At 66.4% G+C, this 15,729-nt stretch carries 20 protein-coding genes and 1 pseudogene; 14 read left to right on the top strand and 7 right to left on the bottom strand.

The window, feature by feature from the left end; genetic code table 11:
• The first annotated feature begins 1 nt into the window (after position 1).
• From NM962_06975 to NM962_06965, 3 genes are all read left to right on the top strand, one after another.
• Complete coding sequence (locus NM962_06975) at positions 2 to 688, top strand: phosphatase PAP2 family protein (protein UVO14591.1); 687 nt, start codon at positions 2 to 4, stop codon at positions 686 to 688.
• On the top strand, positions 675 to 908 hold the full coding sequence (locus NM962_06970; protein UVO13808.1) for a hypothetical protein: 234 nt from the start codon (positions 675 to 677) through the stop codon (positions 906 to 908). Before NM962_06975 ends, NM962_06970 begins: the two co-directional genes overlap by 14 nt.
• Before the next feature lie 73 nt (positions 909 to 981).
• The gene (locus NM962_06965) at positions 982 to 1,638 is read left to right on the top strand and encodes a L,D-transpeptidase (GenBank protein UVO13807.1); all 657 of its coding nucleotides are present in this window, start codon (positions 982 to 984) and stop codon (positions 1,636 to 1,638) included.
• Between the two features lie 5 nt (positions 1,639 to 1,643).
• Here NM962_06965 and NM962_06960 read toward each other — a convergent pair whose 3' ends face one another.
• Both NM962_06960 and NM962_06955 read right to left on the bottom strand, forming a co-directional pair.
• Positions 1,644 to 1,955, bottom strand: a complete 312-nt coding sequence (locus NM962_06960) for a DUF732 domain-containing protein (protein UVO13806.1) — start codon at positions 1,953 to 1,955, stop codon at positions 1,644 to 1,646.
• Between the two features lie 14 nt (positions 1,956 to 1,969).
• Positions 1,970 to 2,284, bottom strand: a complete 315-nt coding sequence (locus tag NM962_06955; protein ID UVO13805.1) for a DUF732 domain-containing protein — start codon at positions 2,282 to 2,284, stop codon at positions 1,970 to 1,972.
• 268 nt (positions 2,285 to 2,552) lie between these two features.
• Here NM962_06955 and NM962_06950 point away from each other — a divergent pair.
• The 3 genes and pseudogenes from NM962_06950 to NM962_06940 all read left to right on the top strand — a co-directional run bounded on the left by NM962_06950 (position 2,553) and on the right by NM962_06940 (position 4,955).
• Positions 2,553 to 3,086, top strand: a pseudogene (locus NM962_06950) (PPE family protein).
• A gap of 420 nt (positions 3,087 to 3,506) precedes the next feature.
• Positions 3,507 to 3,710 (top strand): hypothetical protein, encoded by a 204-nt coding sequence (locus NM962_06945; protein ID UVO14590.1) that lies wholly within the window; start codon positions 3,507 to 3,509, stop codon positions 3,708 to 3,710.
• Positions 3,711 to 3,722: 12 nt separating this feature from the next.
• Positions 3,723 to 4,955: a PPE family protein gene (locus tag NM962_06940; GenBank protein ID UVO13804.1), complete on the top strand. Its 1,233-nt coding sequence runs from the start codon at positions 3,723 to 3,725 to the stop codon at positions 4,953 to 4,955.
• A gap of 11 nt (positions 4,956 to 4,966) precedes the next feature.
• On the opposite strand, the gene NM962_06935 is transcribed toward NM962_06940, so the two are convergent.
• On the bottom strand, positions 4,967 to 5,602 hold the full coding sequence (locus NM962_06935; protein ID UVO13803.1) for a TetR/AcrR family transcriptional regulator: 636 nt from the start codon (positions 5,600 to 5,602) through the stop codon (positions 4,967 to 4,969).
• Between the two features lie 39 nt (positions 5,603 to 5,641).
• Here NM962_06935 and NM962_06930 point away from each other — a divergent pair, with 39 nt between their 5' ends.
• The 6 genes from NM962_06930 (at position 5,642) to NM962_06905 (ending at position 11,767) form a co-directional block, all read left to right on the top strand.
• Positions 5,642 to 6,868: a hypothetical protein gene (locus tag NM962_06930; GenBank protein UVO13802.1), complete on the top strand. Its 1,227-nt coding sequence runs from the start codon at positions 5,642 to 5,644 to the stop codon at positions 6,866 to 6,868.
• A 105-nt stretch (positions 6,869 to 6,973) separates the two neighbouring features.
• Entirely contained in the window at positions 6,974 to 7,708 is a 735-nt protein-coding gene (locus NM962_06925) for a hypothetical protein (protein UVO13801.1), read from the top strand.
• 84 nt (positions 7,709 to 7,792) lie between these two features.
• Positions 7,793 to 8,188 carry a hypothetical protein gene (locus tag NM962_06920; protein ID UVO13800.1) on the top strand — a complete coding sequence of 132 codons (396 nt, stop codon included), beginning with the start codon at positions 7,793 to 7,795 and terminating at the stop codon, positions 8,186 to 8,188.
• Between the two features lie 67 nt (positions 8,189 to 8,255).
• Positions 8,256 to 9,158 carry a glycoside hydrolase family 16 protein gene (locus NM962_06915; protein UVO14589.1) on the top strand — a complete coding sequence of 301 codons (903 nt, stop codon included), beginning with the start codon at positions 8,256 to 8,258 and terminating at the stop codon, positions 9,156 to 9,158.
• A gap of 274 nt (positions 9,159 to 9,432) precedes the next feature.
• On the top strand, positions 9,433 to 10,848 hold the full coding sequence (locus NM962_06910) for a hypothetical protein (GenBank protein UVO13799.1): 1,416 nt from the start codon (positions 9,433 to 9,435) through the stop codon (positions 10,846 to 10,848).
• A gap of 97 nt (positions 10,849 to 10,945) precedes the next feature.
• Positions 10,946 to 11,767: a glycoside hydrolase family 16 protein gene (locus NM962_06905; protein ID UVO13798.1), complete on the top strand. Its 822-nt coding sequence runs from the start codon at positions 10,946 to 10,948 to the stop codon at positions 11,765 to 11,767.
• Here NM962_06905 and NM962_06900 read toward each other — a convergent pair.
• Positions 11,764 to 12,657, bottom strand: coding sequence for a hypothetical protein (locus tag NM962_06900; GenBank protein UVO13797.1), 894 nt, complete (start codon positions 12,655 to 12,657; stop codon positions 11,764 to 11,766). The genes NM962_06905 and NM962_06900 overlap by 4 nt on opposite strands.
• A gap of 19 nt (positions 12,658 to 12,676) precedes the next feature.
• Positions 12,677 to 12,958 (bottom strand): TetR/AcrR family transcriptional regulator C-terminal ligand-binding domain-containing protein, encoded by a 282-nt coding sequence (locus NM962_06895; GenBank protein UVO13796.1) that lies wholly within the window; start codon positions 12,956 to 12,958, stop codon positions 12,677 to 12,679.
• Between the two features lie 100 nt (positions 12,959 to 13,058).
• On the opposite strand from NM962_06895, the gene NM962_06890 reads away from it, so the two are divergent.
• Positions 13,059 to 13,529 (top strand): hypothetical protein, encoded by a 471-nt coding sequence (locus NM962_06890; protein UVO13795.1) that lies wholly within the window; start codon positions 13,059 to 13,061, stop codon positions 13,527 to 13,529.
• Positions 13,530 to 13,805: 276 nt separating this feature from the next.
• Here NM962_06890 and NM962_06885 read toward each other — a convergent pair whose 3' ends face one another.
• Positions 13,806 to 14,168 (bottom strand): type II toxin-antitoxin system RelE/ParE family toxin, encoded by a 363-nt coding sequence (locus NM962_06885; protein ID UVO13794.1) that lies wholly within the window; start codon positions 14,166 to 14,168, stop codon positions 13,806 to 13,808.
• 6 nt (positions 14,169 to 14,174) lie between these two features.
• On the bottom strand, positions 14,175 to 14,480 hold the full coding sequence (locus tag NM962_06880; GenBank protein ID UVO13793.1) for a type II toxin-antitoxin system Phd/YefM family antitoxin: 306 nt from the start codon (positions 14,478 to 14,480) through the stop codon (positions 14,175 to 14,177).
• 215 nt (positions 14,481 to 14,695) lie between these two features.
• Between NM962_06880 and NM962_06875 the strand changes: the two genes are divergently transcribed.
• The gene (locus NM962_06875) at positions 14,696 to 15,724 is read left to right on the top strand and encodes a hypothetical protein (protein UVO13792.1); all 1,029 of its coding nucleotides are present in this window, start codon (positions 14,696 to 14,698) and stop codon (positions 15,722 to 15,724) included.
• The last annotated feature ends 5 nt before the right edge of the window (positions 15,725 to 15,729 follow it).

The raw sequence follows: 15,729 nt of genomic DNA, 5'->3' as shown, positions 1-15,729 counted from the left end.
GGTGACGCCTTCGGCCGCACGCGCGACCGCGTTGATCTCGGTGGCGGCCGCGGCGGCGGTCTACGTACTGATGTTGGTGGGCTATCGGCAGGGCTGGACCTGGTTGGCCGACGTCGATTCCGCCGCACTGGACGCGAGCTACGACGTCGCGGTCAAACATCCGATCTGGGTCCGGTTCTGGGATGGCATCTCAGGCGTTTTCGAACCGGCGGTGTTCCGGGCGGCGGGCATGCTGGCGGTCCTGGCCGCGGTGCTACGCAGGCGGTTGCGTGCGGCACTGTTCCTCTTGGTGACGGTGGAGGTGACCGGAATACTGACCGTGCTGGCCAAGGGCTCGGTCGGGCGGCCGCGGCCGGTGACGGCCTTGGTCTCGGCGACCTCGACCTCATTTCCTTCGGGGCACGCGCTGGGGGTGATGATCAGTGTCGGCGCGCTATTGCTGCTGGCGCTACCCGCGCTGCGGGGCAACGCCAGGGTGGTTGCCGTGATAGCCGGCGTGCTGGTGGTGGGCGCGGTCGGCGTTGCACGGGTAGCGCTGAACGTCCACCATCCCTCCGACGTCCTGGCCGGCTGGGCGCTGGGATGGACTTATCTGACGGTGTGGGCTCTGCTCCTGCAACCCTGGCGGCGACCGGGGTTGACCGGACCGACCGGCGCGCCGCAGGATGACCATGATGACCAGCAGTAACGCCGACCCGGTTGATGCACTCATCTGCTCCCGCAAGGGCTGCAGCGCCGACGCGGTGTACGGCATGCTGTGGAATAACCCCAAGCTGCATACCCCGGAACGTCGCAAGGTCTGGCTGACGTGTGCTGAGCACCGCGAGTACTTCCGTGACTATCTGTCGTCGCGCAGCCTGTTCAAGGCCGAGGCGCGGGTCGAAGACCTGCCGCGCCGCGGGGCATGAACACCGCCACCTGAACCCCGGCGCGCCGTGGGCGGTGTTTGACCCGCCCCTGGCATGTACAGATGATGAGTGAATGCGCCGACTTGTGAGCTTGTTCAGCGCTGCCGTGTGCACGGTTGCTGCGGCGCTGACCGCGGCCCCGGGAGCTCAAGCCGACGTCATTCCGTGGTTTGCCCGTTCGGTAGGCAACGCCAATCAGGTGATTTCGGTTGTCGGGGTAGGCGGTTCGGACGCCAAGATGGACGTCTACCAGCGCAGCGCGACAGGTTGGCAGCCAGTGGCCGCGGGGATCCCGACCCACGTCGGCTCGGCCGGCATGGCAGCCAAGGCGAAGAGTGGCTATCCGGCCACACCGATGGGTGTCTTCACCCTGCCGTATGCGTTCGGCACCGCGCCGAACCCCGGTGGGGGACTGCAGTATGTACAGGTCGGGCCGGATCACTGGTGGAACGGCGACGACCACAGTCCGACGTTCAACACCATGCAGGTGTGCAAGAAGGCGCAATGCGCGTTCGACACCAGTGAGAGCGAGAACCTCGAAATCCCGCAGTACAAGCACGCTGTGGTGATGGGGGTCAACACCGCCCGTACGCCCGGGGACGGCGCCGCCTTCTTCTTTCACACCACCGACGGCGGCCCGACCGCGGGCTGCGTGGCGATCGACGACGCCAAGTTGGTGCAGATCATTCAGTGGCTGCGGCCAGGCGCGGTCATCGCGATCGCGAAGTAGTTTCCTCAGACCTCTTCGCAGTACGACGCTCGGGCGATGCTGACGAACTGCGAAGCCCTGGTCAGGGTCAGGCTGGGGTTGGCGTTCTTCACGGCCTTGGCCGCCTGATTGGGAGAGTGCCCCCCGGCGAGATATTCGCACACGGAATGCCCGCCGGCGACCGCGTCGGCGGCATCGGGGTAGGAGATGCCCATCTTGTCGAGCGCGCCGAGGAAGCCGTTGTCATCGGTATTGGCACCAGCCGGTGCGGCCAGCCCCAGCAGACCGGCAACCGTGAAGGCGCTCACTGCGAGGGTGCGGTGCATGCGAACCGTCATCGTCTTCCTTTTCGTTAGTCGGTGATCGAGTCGGGGCAGAACGCCACTTGGGAGAACGTCACGAATCGGGCGGCGTTTTTCACCGACATGCTGCGGTTGGAGATCCGCACGGCGCGCGCGGCCGAATCCGAGTGATGTCCCGCGCCCAGGTAGTCGCAGACTTCCCGGCCGACAGCGACGGCGTCGGCCGGATTGGTGTATTCGATGCCGGCCTGCTCGATCGCGCTGATGAACATGGCGTCGGTGTCCGGGTCGGCGGTTGCCGGTGCAGCCGCGCTGACCAGCGCTGCAGCGCCGATCGCGATCAAGGCCCATGGTGGATTTATCACAGTGACAATAGGATGGCTGACCTGAATTAACCCCTAGCGGCGACAAAATGAACCATCGGTGAACACCGTCGGTACGGTGTGCGCCCGATGCGTCGCGCCGGTGGACGGGCGCCTAACCGTTCATCCAGATGCCACCCCGCTGACCACTTCTCCTTAACCTTCGGTTCATTTACATACCGTTTCGTGAGGATCGGAATTGCCGTTCGCAACCGCTGAAGGCCACTCGAGCACCCGGTGCCAGTGCCGTGAGCGAGGAGACATCGTGTACCTGGACTACGGGGTGCTTCCCCCGGAGATCAATTCCGGACGCATGTACACCGGCCCCGGATCCGGTTCCATGCTGTCCGCCGCTTCTGCGTGGGAGAACCTGGCCGCAGAGCTGAACACCGCTGCGGCGTCCTACGACTCGGTTACGTCAGGCCTGGCTGCTGGGCCATGGACCGGCCCGGCAGCGACGGCGATGGCAGCTTCCGCGGCACCGTACGTGACCTGGTTGCGTGGTGCCGGGGTTCAGGCCGAAACCACGGCTCGCCAGGCCACCGCCGCGGCGGAGGCCTACTCGACGGCGGTGGCGGCAGTGGTGCCACCACCGGTGATCAGCGCCAACCGCGTCCTGCTGAAGCAGCTGGTCGCCACCAACTTCTTCGGGCAGAATTCCCCGGCGATCGGCGAAGCCGAGCGCCAGTACGCCGAGATGTGGGCCCAGGACGCGGCTGCCATGTACCGCTACGCCAGTTCCTCGGCGACCGCGTCGGCATTGGCCTCGTTCAGCCAGCCACCGCAGACCACCAATGCAGCCGGGCAATCCGTCCAGTCCGCCGCGGTTGCCCAGGCCGGAACTGCTGCGGCCGGCAACGGCGCGGCCACCGATATCTTGACTTCGTTGATTTCGGTCATCGGTCAGGTATCACCGTTTACGGGGTTGGCCACCCAGGGCCTGAGCGCCACGATGACCGGTTGGTCAGGTACGGCGAACATGCTCAGCAACGTCAACAACGGGATCGGCCTGGCCGCGTTCCAGGCGGAGAACCCTGGCGGTCTGGACGAAATCCTGCACCCGCCCAAGCTCGGTCCGGCCGGGTTGGGCTTGGGCGGCTTGGGGCTGGGCAAATCCGGACTCGGCAGTGCCGGGTTGGGCGCCGGGTTAGGCAGCGTGGGGTCATCGGCCAGCGCCGGGACTGCGCTCAAGATCGGGGCTTTGTCGGTGCCCCACGGTTGGGCGATGCCGGTCACGCTGACCTCGGCGAGCGCACCCCTGCCGGTTTCCGCGGTGCCGGCGGCGCCGGCCATGGCCGGCGGTGTACCAGGCGGAGCATTTGGTGAGACCATGCTCGGCACGTTGGCCGGCCGGGGTCTGGGTGCGGCGACGTCGCGAGTTGCCGCTCATCGCCGGACCGTGGTGCCCCGGCCGCCGGCTGCAGGTTAATCCCCCAACGACATGGACTTTGCCTTCCTCCCTCCGGAGGTCAATTCCGGCCGGATGTACACCGGCCCGGGGGCAGCACCGATGCTGGCCGCAGCGGCCGCCTGGGATGCCCTGGCCGCCGAACTGGAGACGGCCGCGGTCGGCTACGCCGGGGCGATCACGAGTCTGATCGGGCACGTGTGGTCTGGCCCGACCTCGGTCGCGATGGCCAACGCGGCGGCTCCATACGTGGCGTGGCTGCAGGCCGGGGCCGCCAACGCCGAGCAGACCGCGATACAAGCCAAGGCGGTCGCCGCGGCCTATGAGGCTGCCTTCGCCGCCACGGTCCCGCCCACGGTGGTGGCCGCCAACCGAACCCTGCTCGCCACCCTGGTCGCCACCAATTTCTTCGGCCAGAACACCCCGGCCATCGCCGCCACTGAGGCTGCGTATGCAGAGATGTGGGCCCAAGACGCCGTCGCGATGTACGGCTACGCGGCGGCGGCGATGCCGGCGAGCGCTTTGCCGGAACTCGACCATCCTCCGCAGACCACCAACCCGGCCGGGCCCGGTGCGCAGTCCGCGGCGGTATCGCACGCGGCCACGGGCAACGGCCAGGCATTGGCCCAGTCGCTGCTTCAGCAGTTCGCGAATCCGGCAGCCACAACGGATCCACCGACCTGGTGGGAGACCGTCACCGCCGAATTGGGCAAGCTGACGCCGTTCAGCAGCATCGCCAGCAGCGGGCTGAGTTTCGACTCCAGCCTGTACACCGTGATGAGCAACGGCGTCGGCTGGGGACGGCTGGTGTATGTCCGCGGTGGGACGGAGGGGGCGTTGACCTTCCTGGGGATTGGGCCGCGCGGTGTGCTGTCGGCGTCCACGACGCCGGTGATGGGACCGGGTATCGGCAGGGCGATCCCGATCGGCGGGCTGTCGGTGCCGCCGAGCTGGGCGACCGCAGCCCCGGAGATGAAGCCCATCGCCTACACGCTGGCCGCCGCGCAGACCCCGTTGCCGGTGACCGCCGGGCTGCCGCCGGGAATGGCATGTCAGGAGGCGATGATGGGAACGACCGCGGGTCAGGGCGCAACGCCCGACACCACCGCCCGCCGCAACCAGAAGCGTAACGGCAAGAACGACGATCAGGACGGCAAGCCGATCACCACGCTGACCAACGGAAGCGGGTGGCTGGCGTCGTCCTGGGCGTATCACACCCGGCAGCGCGAGGGGCAGCCGCTGCCGTCGCACTGGCGGACGGGCTAGCGCGCGATCAGCTAACCGCGATCGCGTTGCAGGTAGTGGGCGACCATGTCGAGTAACGCCCGCCGCTCGGTCTGCCAGTCGATGGGTCCGCCCATGATCATCTGCGCCAACACAATTCCCCGCAGCGCTGCCCAGATCACCTCGGCCACACCGGAATCTGCGGGGTCGCCGGAAACCAGCCGGCCCAACCCGTTGATCGCGGTGTTCATCTGAATCAGGTGCTGGTGGGACTGCTCACCCAAGCTGCCGCGCGTGGCCCTCAGGATCTCGAATGCGGCCAGCGAGGTCGGACTGGCGTAGCAGCGCCACGCGGTGTCAACGACGGCTTCGATGCGCTCCCGCAGCCCCAGCTCGCTGACGTCGACGGCAGACAGGCTCGTCAGCAGTTCGGCCACCCCGTCGTCGACGACGGCCATCAACAGGCCGTTGCGGTCCCCGAAGTGGTACTGGATGACGCCCCAGGTCACCCCGGCCCGCTCGGCAACATGCTTGGCGGTCGCCGCGCCGAATCCCTCTTCGGTGATGCAGCGCACCGTCTCGTCGATGATCCGGGCACGGGTGTCATCACCGCGTTTGCGGGGCGCGCTGGTTCGCCGGGTCGGCCCGGAGGGTCCCGAAACCCGAGCGGAACCAGCAGAACTAGTCATTGTTGACTTTATAACATAGACAAAACTATTTTTTAGACCGTGACCGAATCCAGGTATGCGTCGCTGTCCCGTGACGAGTTGGCTGTACTCGTGCCCGAACTACTGTTGATCGGGCACATGATCGACCGTTCCGGAATGGCGTGGTGCATCTCGGAGTTCGGCCGCGAGGAAATGGTGCAGATTGCCATCGAGGAGTGGGCGGGCTCCAGCCCCATCTACACCCAGCGCATGCAGCGCGCGTTGGGCTACACCGGCAACGACGTCTTCACCATCTTCAAGGGCCTGCAGTTCGACATCGGTTCCCCGCCGCAGTTCATGGACTTTCGCTTCACCGTCCATGACCGCTGGAACGGCGAGTTCGAGTTGGCCAGCTGCGGCGCGCTGCTCGACGTGGAGCCGATGGGTGACGACTACGTCTTCGGCATGTGCCACACCATCGAGGACCCGACCTTCGACGCCACCGCGGTGGCCACCAACGTCCACGCCCAGTGCCGTCCCGTGCACCGGCCGCCTCGCACGCCGTCGGACCGGCAACCGCACTGCCACTGGACTGTCATCATCGACGAGTCTTACCCGCCGGCCCAGCCGATTCCCGCGTTGGCGGTGATCAGCGAAAGCAAAGCCGCCACTTGGCCACTCGACGACATCGATGCCGTCGACGAAGGCTTGGCGGACTACTCCGGACCGCTGTTGGCCGATGTCGACTTCGCCGCGTTCTCCCATTCGGCGCTGGTCCGCATCGCCGACGAGGTCTGCTTGCAGATGCACCTGCTCTACCTGTCTTTCGCGCTCGCGGTGCGCGCCCGGGCAAACTCCGATGAGCTGGCTGCATCAGTGGGCCGGCGCCAGCTGACCGGCTTGGCCGGGCTGGGCGCCCAACGAATCAAGAACGCGCTGAAGCTTCCCGCAGACGTCGACGGCGCGCTGCGCACCTTTGAACTGCACCCGCTGCTCAATCCGATCGGCTACGTGCGGGCCGACATCGGCGAGAACACCATCGCGGTGCACCGGTCGCCCGCCCACGACGACGGCGCCTGGATCACGCTGTGCTCGCCGCAGGACGTCAATCCGCTGCAGGCCATCGCGACCGCGGTGAACCCGCTGCTGCGGGTGGAGGTCGAGGGGTCTGAAAACGAGTGGACGGCTCGGCTGACCGAGACCGACAGTGCGGCAAAAGAACTGCCCGAGGTGATGGTGACCAAGGTCAGCAGCGGCGCGGACTTCGTGTTCCGCAGCCGCAGGTCGTTGCCGCTGACGGTGGTGTGAATCCGCTGATAGCCCGCCGACCGCCGGTGTGTCGGCGATCCTCAACGGCTCGGCCCCGCCTATGGTGAGGCCATTCCAGCCGTTGTCGATCCAAGGTAGTCAGCTATGTACGACCCGCAGGACGACGAGGCCACCAGGGAAGCAGAAGCGGTCGACGCGACCGACATGGCGCCGACCGTGATGTCTGCTCCCGGCTCCGGTGCTGTTGTGGACGCGTTCGCCTGGTCGCAGGAGGACGGCAGTGCTGGTGCCGAACCGGTGCCCTACGTCGATGACCCCTACTACGACCACGATCTGAGTACTGCGCTGCGTCCGACGGTCTCGGTGCCCGCTGCGCCGATCCCGGGCCGTCGAGCACCTTCGCGCCTGCCGCGGTTGGCGTTGATTGTGGGGATCGTGGTGGCGCTGATCGCGGTTGCCGGGGCGCTCTACAGCTTGACCCGCGGCCAGGACGACGAGACGCCGGTTGTTCCCGAAACCAGCGCTGTGGTGCCACCCACCCCGACGCCCAGCGCGCCGCCACAGACCAGCGCTCCCGCACCGCCGCCGGTGGCCACGACATCAGCGCCGCCGCCGCAGACCACTACGGAGCCGCCGCAGCCCACTACGACGACGGCGCCGCCCACCACGACCACGACGCCGCCGACCAGCACCACGACGACCACGACGGCGCCGCCCACCACCACGACCACGACGCCGCCGACCACGACGGTTCCGCCTACGACCAGCGAACCGCCCAGCACTACGGCGCCGCCGACCACCACCGTGCCGATGACTACCGAATACTTGCGCATTCCGTTGGTGCCGATTCCGATTCCGATCACGGTTCCGCAGAACTAGCTTTTGGGCGTCGCCTGAGACCGTGGCCGGATCCGCCCTGCACAGGCACACTGGGGTGTGGCGACCGCGCGAAAGGGGCTGGCAATGGGCGACAACGGCGCCTTCGGGTTCGATTCCGAGGATTTGGACCGCATGATGCGGGAGGCCGGCGAGGGGCTGCGCGCGGCATTCGACCGGTTCTCCGGCACGTTCGGCTCCGCCGGGGACCATCGAGCGGGCTGGGGTGCGATCTTTGCTGATCTGGCCCGGGCCGCGCGGGCCGAGCCGGCGACCACCGGCGAGACCGGTGACGGAGTCTGGGCTATCTATACCGTCGGCGACGACGGGGCGGCGCGGGTCGAGCAGGTCTACGCCACCGAGATCGACGCACTGCGAGCCAGTCAGCGCAATCCCGACCCGAAGCGCCGGGTGCGGTTCCTGCCCTACGGGATTGCCGTCGGCGTGCTTGACGACAGTGCCGACGGCGACGAGGTGACATAGGCCACGCGGGCGGGCTTGCCTTGTTTGACACCGGTGCGGTGTGGGTTAGATTGCCTCCGTGCCCGAGATGAACCGCCGCCAAGTCATGATGATGCTGGGTGCCGGCGCATTGGCCGCCGCAGCCCCCACCCCCCAGGCCAGAGCCGTTCCCGCGGTCCCTGGAGCGCCGGGCGACCCGGCGCAGCCGCCGTCGGCCCCCGCCGACCCCGCTGCGCCTGCTGCGCCTGCTGCCGCCGCCAAGCCCGGGGGCTTCATCTGGCATGACGAGTTCGACGGCCCGGCCGGCTCGGCCCCCGATCCTTCGAAGTGGACGATCTCGAACCACCGCACCCCGATCCGTCGTCCCGTCGGCTGGGACCGGCCCGAGTACTTCTACCAGTACCGCGACAGCCGCAAGAACGTCTTCCTCGACGGCAAATCCAACCTGGTGATCCGGGGCACCCAGGAGGGCAACACCTTCTTCGGTGGCCTGGTGCACGGCAACTGGCGCGGCGGCATCGGCACCACCTGGGAAGCGCGCATCAAGCTGAACTGCCAGACCGCGGGCTGCTGGCCCGGATGGTGGCTGTCCAACGACGACCCCGGCCGCGAGGGCGAAATCGACCTGATGGAGTGGTACGGCAACGGCGAGTGGCCCTCGGGCACCACCGTGCACGCCAACCCCTACGGCACCGCGTTCGAAACTCATCCGATCCCGGTCGACGGCAACTGGCACAACTGGCGCGTCACCTGGAACCAGAGCGGGATGTACTTCTGGCAGGACTACGTCGAGGGCATGGAGCCCTACTTCTCTGTTCCCGCGGTCGGCATCGAGAACATCGACGAGCCGGGCCGGGAGTGGCCGTTCAACGACCCGGGCTACACGGTGTTCCCGATCCTGAACCTGGCCATCGGCGGATCCGGCGGCGGCGACGCCCGGGTTGGCAGCTACCCGGCGGACATGCTGATCGACTGGGTGCGGGTGTTCTGAGAAGGTTGTCGTGACATGAGCCAGTCGGGCTGTTCCCGGCTGGAGCACTTGTTAATGTGCCCATCCTGAGATGTGTCATGGATCACATTTTATCCCAAGTTGGATTATGTTTCCGCTGGTTCTGCAAGGCCGGGGGCGTTGAGCCGTTGCTGAGTGGCGGAGTTTTGGCGTCGCCACACATAACGCTGAGGTAACGTTCCAGTCGCTGCGGATAAGACAGCACTGGGGAAAAGACGACTGCTTCACAGGCAGATCTATGGGAGGGATTCATTAGATGACTCATGTTCGCAACCGTGTTATCGGGGCCGCAAGCGCAGTTGGTGCGTTCCTGGCGCTGGGCCTGAGCCCGCTCGCCGCCGCTCCGGCCGCCAACGCGGATTTCGACTTCGACTTTGGCGATGTGCTGAGCGCGCTCGGTTTGGAAGGCCCTTCCGACGGCGGCGTGGGCGTCGACAGCTTGAGCTTCGACGGTTCGGAACTGCCCGGCTCCGCTGCTGGCTTTGGCCTGGACGGTATCTACGACTCGATCTACGGCGGCATCCACTCGCTGGGCGACATGCTGATCCCGCTGTTCAGCATCGTCAACCCGATCTTTGCCTTCGGTGACAGCTGCGGCCTGGTCTGCGATGGCACCAATGCGTCCATCAGCGACGACGGCGTGCTGACCGAGGCCGGCAACGGTGGTCTGCTGTTCGGCGACGGTGGCAACGGCATTGCCGGTTCCGCCGGTGGTGACGGTGGCCTGATCGGTAACGGTGGCGACGGCGGCGCCGGTGCGCTCGGTGCTTTCAAGGACGCCGAGGGCAACGTGATCGAAGGCACCATCAACGGTGGCGACGGCGGCGCCGGTGGCATGTTGATGGGCAACGGCGGTAACGGTGCTGCGGGTATCGCCGGTGGCAACGGTGGCGACGGCGGTGCTGCCGCGCTGCTCGGCTCGGGCGGTAACGGTGGCGTCGGCGGTACCGGCGTTGCTGGTAGCACCGGTAATGACGCGACCAACACCACGGCTGCCGCAAACGGCGGTGTCGGTGGCAAGGGTGGCAACGGCGGCAACGGCGGCAACGGCGGGTCGCTCATCGGCAGCGGCGGCAACTCCGGCAACGGTGGCGTCGGCGGTACCGGTGGCGTCGGCGGTAACGGCAGCGGCTTCAACACCACGTTCGACAACAACGGTGGCAACGGTGGCAACGGTGGCGTCGGTGGCGCGGCCGGCGCGAAGGCTGGAACCTCCGGCTTCCTCGGTGGCTCGGCTGGCACGATCGGCGACGGTGGCAACGGTGGCGCCGCGGGCGCCGGTGGTGTCGCTGGGAGCCTTGCGACCGGTGGTACCGGTGGTACCGGTGGTGCCGGTGGCACCTCGACCAGTGGCAACGGTGGTGTCGGCGGTGCCGGTGGAGCCGGTGGCGCCATCGGAAGCATCGGCGGTGTCGCTGGTGGTAACGGTGGTGTCGGTGGAGCCGGTGGCGCCAGTGCGACCGCTAACGGCGGCAACGGTGGTGCCGGTGGCACCGGTGGTGTCGGTGGTGGCATCGCCTCCCCGGGCGGTGACGGTGGTCACGGCGGTGCCGGTGGAGCCTCCGGTGACACCGACGGTGCGGCGGGCCAGCCCGGTGAGGACAACAACGGCACTGCCCCCGGCGCCGGCGGCGCGGGTGGCGCTGGTGCCACTCCGGCGCCTGCCAGCTAGTAGTTCGCTACAACACACGACGGAAGCCCCGCACACCTTCGGGTGTGCGGGGCTTCTGCCATTGATGCCCCGGCCGCTGAAGTGGTTTCATGCGAAGGTGGCCGAGATGAATCGACGCAGCCTGATGTTGACGACGGGAATCGGCATGCTTGCCGCCGGGATGCGACTGCCGGAGGCCTGGGCCCGACCCGGCCCCGCGCAACCGCTGCCCGCCGCCCCGTCGCAGACCTACATTTTCAGCGACGAGTTCGATGGCCCGGCTGGTTCCGCGCCGGACCCGGCGAAGTGGGCGGTGGCGCAGGCCCGGGAGTCGATGAAGGACCCGACGTTCTGGGAGCGTCCCGAGAACGTCGGCCAGTACCGCGACGATCGCAAGAACGTGTTCGTCGACGGCAAGTCGAACCTGGTGCTGCGCGCCGCCAAAGATAGCGATAACTACTACAGCGGAAAAATCCAGAGCCGGTGGTTGGGCGGTATCGGGCACACCTGGGAAGCCCGGATCAAGCTCGACTGCCTTACTGCCGGGGCTTGGCCGGCCTGGTGGATGGGCAACGAGGATCAAGGCGAGATCGACGTGCTGGAGTGGTACGGCAATGGCAATTGGCCGTCGGCGACCACCGTCCACACGAGATCGAACGGTGCCGAATGGGCAACCCAACAGATCTCGATGGACAGTGCCTGGCACACCTGGCGGTGCCGCTGGGACACCGACGGCATCCGCTTCTGGCGCGATTACGTCGACGGAGCTGCACCCTACTTCTCCGTTCCGGCGAACTCGATCGCGGACTGGCCTTTCAATAATCCTGGTTACCAAGTGTTTTCGGTGTTCAACCTGGCCGTTGCCGGTTCCGGTGGCGGTGATCCTCGGCCGGGCAGCTACCCCGCCCAGATGCTCGTCGACTGGATCCGGGTCTTCTAAAGCGGGCTTACCTCCCTGGCTCCGCCGGGGCTGGCGCCGTCTTCGCGGGCCTCGAGCCAAGCCACGCCTTGTTCGGCAGCTCGGATCAGCGCGCCACGCTCGCCGAAATAGGCGGCGAACAAACCGAACCCGGGTAGTGCGCCCAGACGCTGATAGAACTTCTTCGGGTGCGGGCGCTTGCTCACCTCGTCGAAAGTCGCCCGCAGGATACCGGCCAGCTGCCAGACGGTGCGGGTGATCACCACCGGGGTCGATGACGTGATCGACTTCAGCGGCTTCCACCCCGGCGGCGGTGTTTCGGGAAGCGGTGCGGGATCGGGTTGCGTCGGTACGTCGACGTTCTCGGGGAGATGGCGCCCGCACAACACCTCGGCGAGCAGTCGCACCTGCTCGCGCCGGTCGGTGACGCCGTACTCGCGGGCCAACGCGCACAACACGATGGCGTGATTGACGAATCCCGCCAGCTCGCCCACCGGGATCACTCGGGTCAGCCATCCGAACACCCCCGGGGAGGCGACCACCAGAGTGTTGAGCGCACCCACCCGGTGCACCCACCAGTGCACCCGTTGCTCGCGACTCAGCCGCTCCCAGGCCGCGGTGCCGGGCAGATCCGCGGCGTTGATCAGCTGGGCTCCGGCGTTCAAGGCGCGGTTGGTGACGCTGGGACCGCGACCGGCCTCGTGACGGCGCCGCCGCAGCCGAAACCGCCGGATGCGATGGCTCAGGCTGCGGGGCGGACTGAGCAGCCGGCGGGTGCGCTTGCGCAGCCCGATCGGATCGGCCTCCGAGAGCAAGTCGAGCAGCGGATCGATGACCGCGACCGCGCGGCTCAGTGCGTCGGCGACCTCGGCGTCGGTCAGGGTGGTGTGTGGCTTCGGAAACAGACCCATACCGGTGATTGTGGCGGGATTAGCCGGCGTGCGGGGCGTTTGGGGCGAGTACACCCCGCAGCGCGACTTCAGCCAGCCGCCGCGCGTGGTCCTCGGCGAGCGGGTACTGGCCAGTCATGGGGCGAAAGATGAGCGGCCCGGACAGCAGATCGATGATGTCGTCGATAGCGATGTCGGCATCGACATCGCCGCGGTTAACGCTCCGGTGCCACAGTTCGGTGATGGCGGCGCGGCGACCGTTAAACCGTACGATCGGTTTAGATCGAAAAAGGACGATGCAAGATCTGAATCGAAGTCGCAAGATGCGCGTCTATATTCGGGCCCACGCCACGCCTGGGTTTGTTCATCTGCCGTTGCATATGGACAACATCGTTGACACATAACGCCGTTAGCTTTGCGCCATGAGAATCGCCGCCGCCTCAATTGCGCTTGCCGCTGCGCTCGCGGGCGCGGCCACACCCGCAACGTCCTCTGCCGCCGAGCCGGTACCCACCACCGATGAGGTGCTCGCCGCGATGGCTGAGCTGACCGACCCGAACATCCCGGCGGCGAACAAGACCAACGTCGTCACCCCAGGCTTCAGTCCCGACGAAGCCCAGACGATCGATCAGCGCCTGCGGGAGACCCAAGAGGCCGGCTTGCTGCCGTACGTCTTCAAGGTGACCGATATTCAGCCCGCGCCCGGCAATTCCGCTGGAGCGACCGTCACCGCCGAGGGGGGCTTTCGTGACCACAGTGCGCCCGAGCCCATCGTGCTGTCCGAGCAGGGCGGGCGTTGGCTGATCACGCACGACACCGCCGTGACTGCCTTGGACCACTTCTGGCACAACGCTAACCGGCCGTTTGTGCCCATCGTGCCGTGGGTCAAGTGAGCTGGATTTCCCCGGGGGATTGGCGGCGCCGATGACGGTGTGGGCCGATGACGGGAATCGAACCCGTGTATGCAGCTTGGAGGTGTCTGTCGGTGATTGTTCTAGTACGTTAACGTACTGCGCTGCAATAGATCCCGCGTTTCTCCGTGGGTGCGTGCGCGGCGTGTAGCGACCGTATTCCCGGGGAAAATGGGGGGTTGTCGCAAATCCCGTTGAAGGCGGGGGTTGGCAAAATCCGCAAAGGAGGATTGCCGCGCTTCGGGCTGTGTTAGGGAGTCAGTGGCCCATTATCGACTTCAGCAGGCTGACCATCTCATTCTGCTGGCTTTGGTCAGACATCAGCATCAGCCGCGCTACCGCCATCTCGTAGCATTCGGCGTCGGCACGCGCCGCTACCACCATCACTACGGCCAAGTTGTCGCCCTCAGCGGCGAAAACTGCGCGATATCCATTGTTGGGGCCGACATACAACTTTCGAAGCCCGGTGAGGTTCCCGCTGTTCCGGGAGCCCAAGGGACCGCCACGCTGAGACGGGGCGACTTCAAGCTTCTTGAGGTCCTTCAGGACCTGAGTCCGAACTGAACCATCGAGGCCTCGGATGTCATCCTTCGCATCGTCCGTCAGTTGAACGCGTGCCATGACAGGCTAGTCGTCCTCGTCGTCCTCAATCGCAGCCACGTCGTCGGTGAGGCCCAGCTCTGCTATGAAGTCGTCCAAGTCGGTTCGGTTGCCGTTGTCAGTTGCCATTCGAGTCACTGCCAGAGACAACAGCGCCAGGTTCTCTTCACGGTCTTCCAGTTCCTGCAACCGGTCGACACCCATAAGCACGGCCGTGAGACGGTTGTTTTTGGAGATGATGATGTCGCGGCCCTGCGCGGCGTCGGCAACTAGCCGAGAGCTGCGGTTCGCAAGTTCTGTGACGCTGACAACGTCACGGTGATCGATCATCATGCCTAGCAGTCTAGACAGAATTGCAGGTAGTTTTCTACCTCGTTTTCGTCACCAACACTGCCTATTCCGGCAGCAGCCCCGACCGTGAGATAAACTTAGCCATCAGCTGGGTAATGTCTGAGGAATTCCTTTTTTGAATCCTCCTTTAAGCAAGGACTATGTGCATGATCGGTCACCGCAACGCTGGACAACGTCGTTCATCACGCCGGGGCGGCATGCCGCGTCGTGCCCTCGGAACTGGAAGCGCGATCAGCGCATCCCTGGCGTTGGGGATCACGTCGTTGAGCGTGGTGCCCGCTGCACAAGCCGACGTGGGTGACGTGATCATCGATTCGGTGGCGGCGTTGTTTGAGTCCTCGACGTGGGCCGACCCTGATGCGCTGAGCGCGGCTTGGGACACCCTGCTAGTGAACTTGAACGCCCCAGACCTCGGTGCAGTCCTGTTCAACGAGTTCTTCTACACCCCGTTGCACATTTCCATCGGCACCTGGGTCGACAGCTCTGACGGCCAAGTGTTCGCCAACTTCGTCAACTCGACATCGGGGCAGTACTTGATCGGCAACGGCACTGACGGAACCGCCGATAACCCCGATGGCGGCAACGCAGGGTTGCTGTTCGGTGACGGTGGTAACGGTTACGGGTATTACGGCAGCGGCGGCGATGCCGGATGGTTGTTTGGCAACGGTGGTAACGCCGGGTCTGCTGATACAAGCGGCACTGATTCGCCGGTCACCGCTTTTGTTGCTGAAAGCTCCGGTCCAATCAACGGTGGCGCCGGTGGGGGTGGCAGCGCCGCATTCCTCTTTGGTAACGGTGGTAACGGGGGCAACGGAGGCGACGGGGTCAACGGCGGTGACGGCGGCGCCGGGGGCAATGGCGGGGCTGGCGGACTCTTCTTCGGTAACGGCGGTGACGGCGGCGCCGGGGGCAATGGCGGGGCTGGCGGTGACGGCGGTAGAGGCGGCAACGGAGGGATCTTCAGCGGTAGCGGTGGCAATGGTGGCACCGGTGGTGACGGTGACACCCCTGGCGGCGCCGGCGGTGGTGGAGGAGCTGGTGGTAACGCTGCGTTCTTCTTCGGTGACGGCGGTGACGGCGGCAACGGTGGAAATGGGGGTGCTGGCGGCAACGGCGTCAACCCTGGTGGCGCAGGCGGCGCGGGCGCCGCTGGCCGTGGCGGGATCTTCTTCGGTAACGGCGGCGGAGCGGGGCAAACTGGTCAACGAGGGCTCGTCGGTCCGTAAGGGCC

It is taken from the genome of Mycobacterium sp. SVM_VP21 (genome assembly GCA_024758765.1).
Classification (GTDB): domain Bacteria; phylum Actinomycetota; class Actinomycetes; order Mycobacteriales; family Mycobacteriaceae; genus Mycobacterium; species Mycobacterium heraklionense_C.
Note: the sequence above shows the minus strand (reverse complement) of the source record. Positions and strands in the feature narration are given on the sequence as shown.

What these genes read in the sequence shown, in the direction of transcription:
- NM962_06945 (UVO14590.1), top strand. Translation starts at nt 3,507, where the DNA reads ATGCCGGTCACGCTGACCTCGGCGAGCGCACCCCTGCCGGTTTCCGCG.
- NM962_06970 (UVO13808.1), top strand. Translation starts at nt 675, where the DNA reads ATGACCAGCAGTAACGCCGACCCGGTTGATGCACTCATCTGCTCCCGC.
- NM962_06925 (UVO13801.1), top strand. Translation starts at nt 6,974, where the DNA reads ATGTACGACCCGCAGGACGACGAGGCCACCAGGGAAGCAGAAGCGGTC.
- NM962_06920 (UVO13800.1), top strand. Translation starts at nt 7,793, where the DNA reads ATGGGCGACAACGGCGCCTTCGGGTTCGATTCCGAGGATTTGGACCGC.
- NM962_06910 (UVO13799.1), top strand. Translation starts at nt 9,433, where the DNA reads ATGACTCATGTTCGCAACCGTGTTATCGGGGCCGCAAGCGCAGTTGGT.
- NM962_06940 (UVO13804.1), top strand. Translation starts at nt 3,723, where the DNA reads ATGGACTTTGCCTTCCTCCCTCCGGAGGTCAATTCCGGCCGGATGTAC.
- NM962_06880 (UVO13793.1), bottom strand. Translation starts at nt 14,480, where the DNA reads ATGATGATCGATCACCGTGACGTTGTCAGCGTCACAGAACTTGCGAAC.
- NM962_06960 (UVO13806.1), bottom strand. Translation starts at nt 1,955, where the DNA reads ATGACGGTTCGCATGCACCGCACCCTCGCAGTGAGCGCCTTCACGGTT.
- NM962_06890 (UVO13795.1), top strand. Translation starts at nt 13,059, where the DNA reads ATGAGAATCGCCGCCGCCTCAATTGCGCTTGCCGCTGCGCTCGCGGGC.
- NM962_06965 (UVO13807.1), top strand. Translation starts at nt 982, where the DNA reads ATGCGCCGACTTGTGAGCTTGTTCAGCGCTGCCGTGTGCACGGTTGCT.
- NM962_06900 (UVO13797.1), bottom strand. Translation starts at nt 12,657, where the DNA reads ATGGGTCTGTTTCCGAAGCCACACACCACCCTGACCGACGCCGAGGTC.
- NM962_06935 (UVO13803.1), bottom strand. Translation starts at nt 5,602, where the DNA reads ATGACTAGTTCTGCTGGTTCCGCTCGGGTTTCGGGACCCTCCGGGCCG.
- NM962_06885 (UVO13794.1), bottom strand. Translation starts at nt 14,168, where the DNA reads ATGGCACGCGTTCAACTGACGGACGATGCGAAGGATGACATCCGAGGC.
- NM962_06915 (UVO14589.1), top strand. Translation starts at nt 8,256, where the DNA reads ATGAACCGCCGCCAAGTCATGATGATGCTGGGTGCCGGCGCATTGGCC.
- NM962_06875 (UVO13792.1), top strand. Translation starts at nt 14,696, where the DNA reads ATGCCGCGTCGTGCCCTCGGAACTGGAAGCGCGATCAGCGCATCCCTG.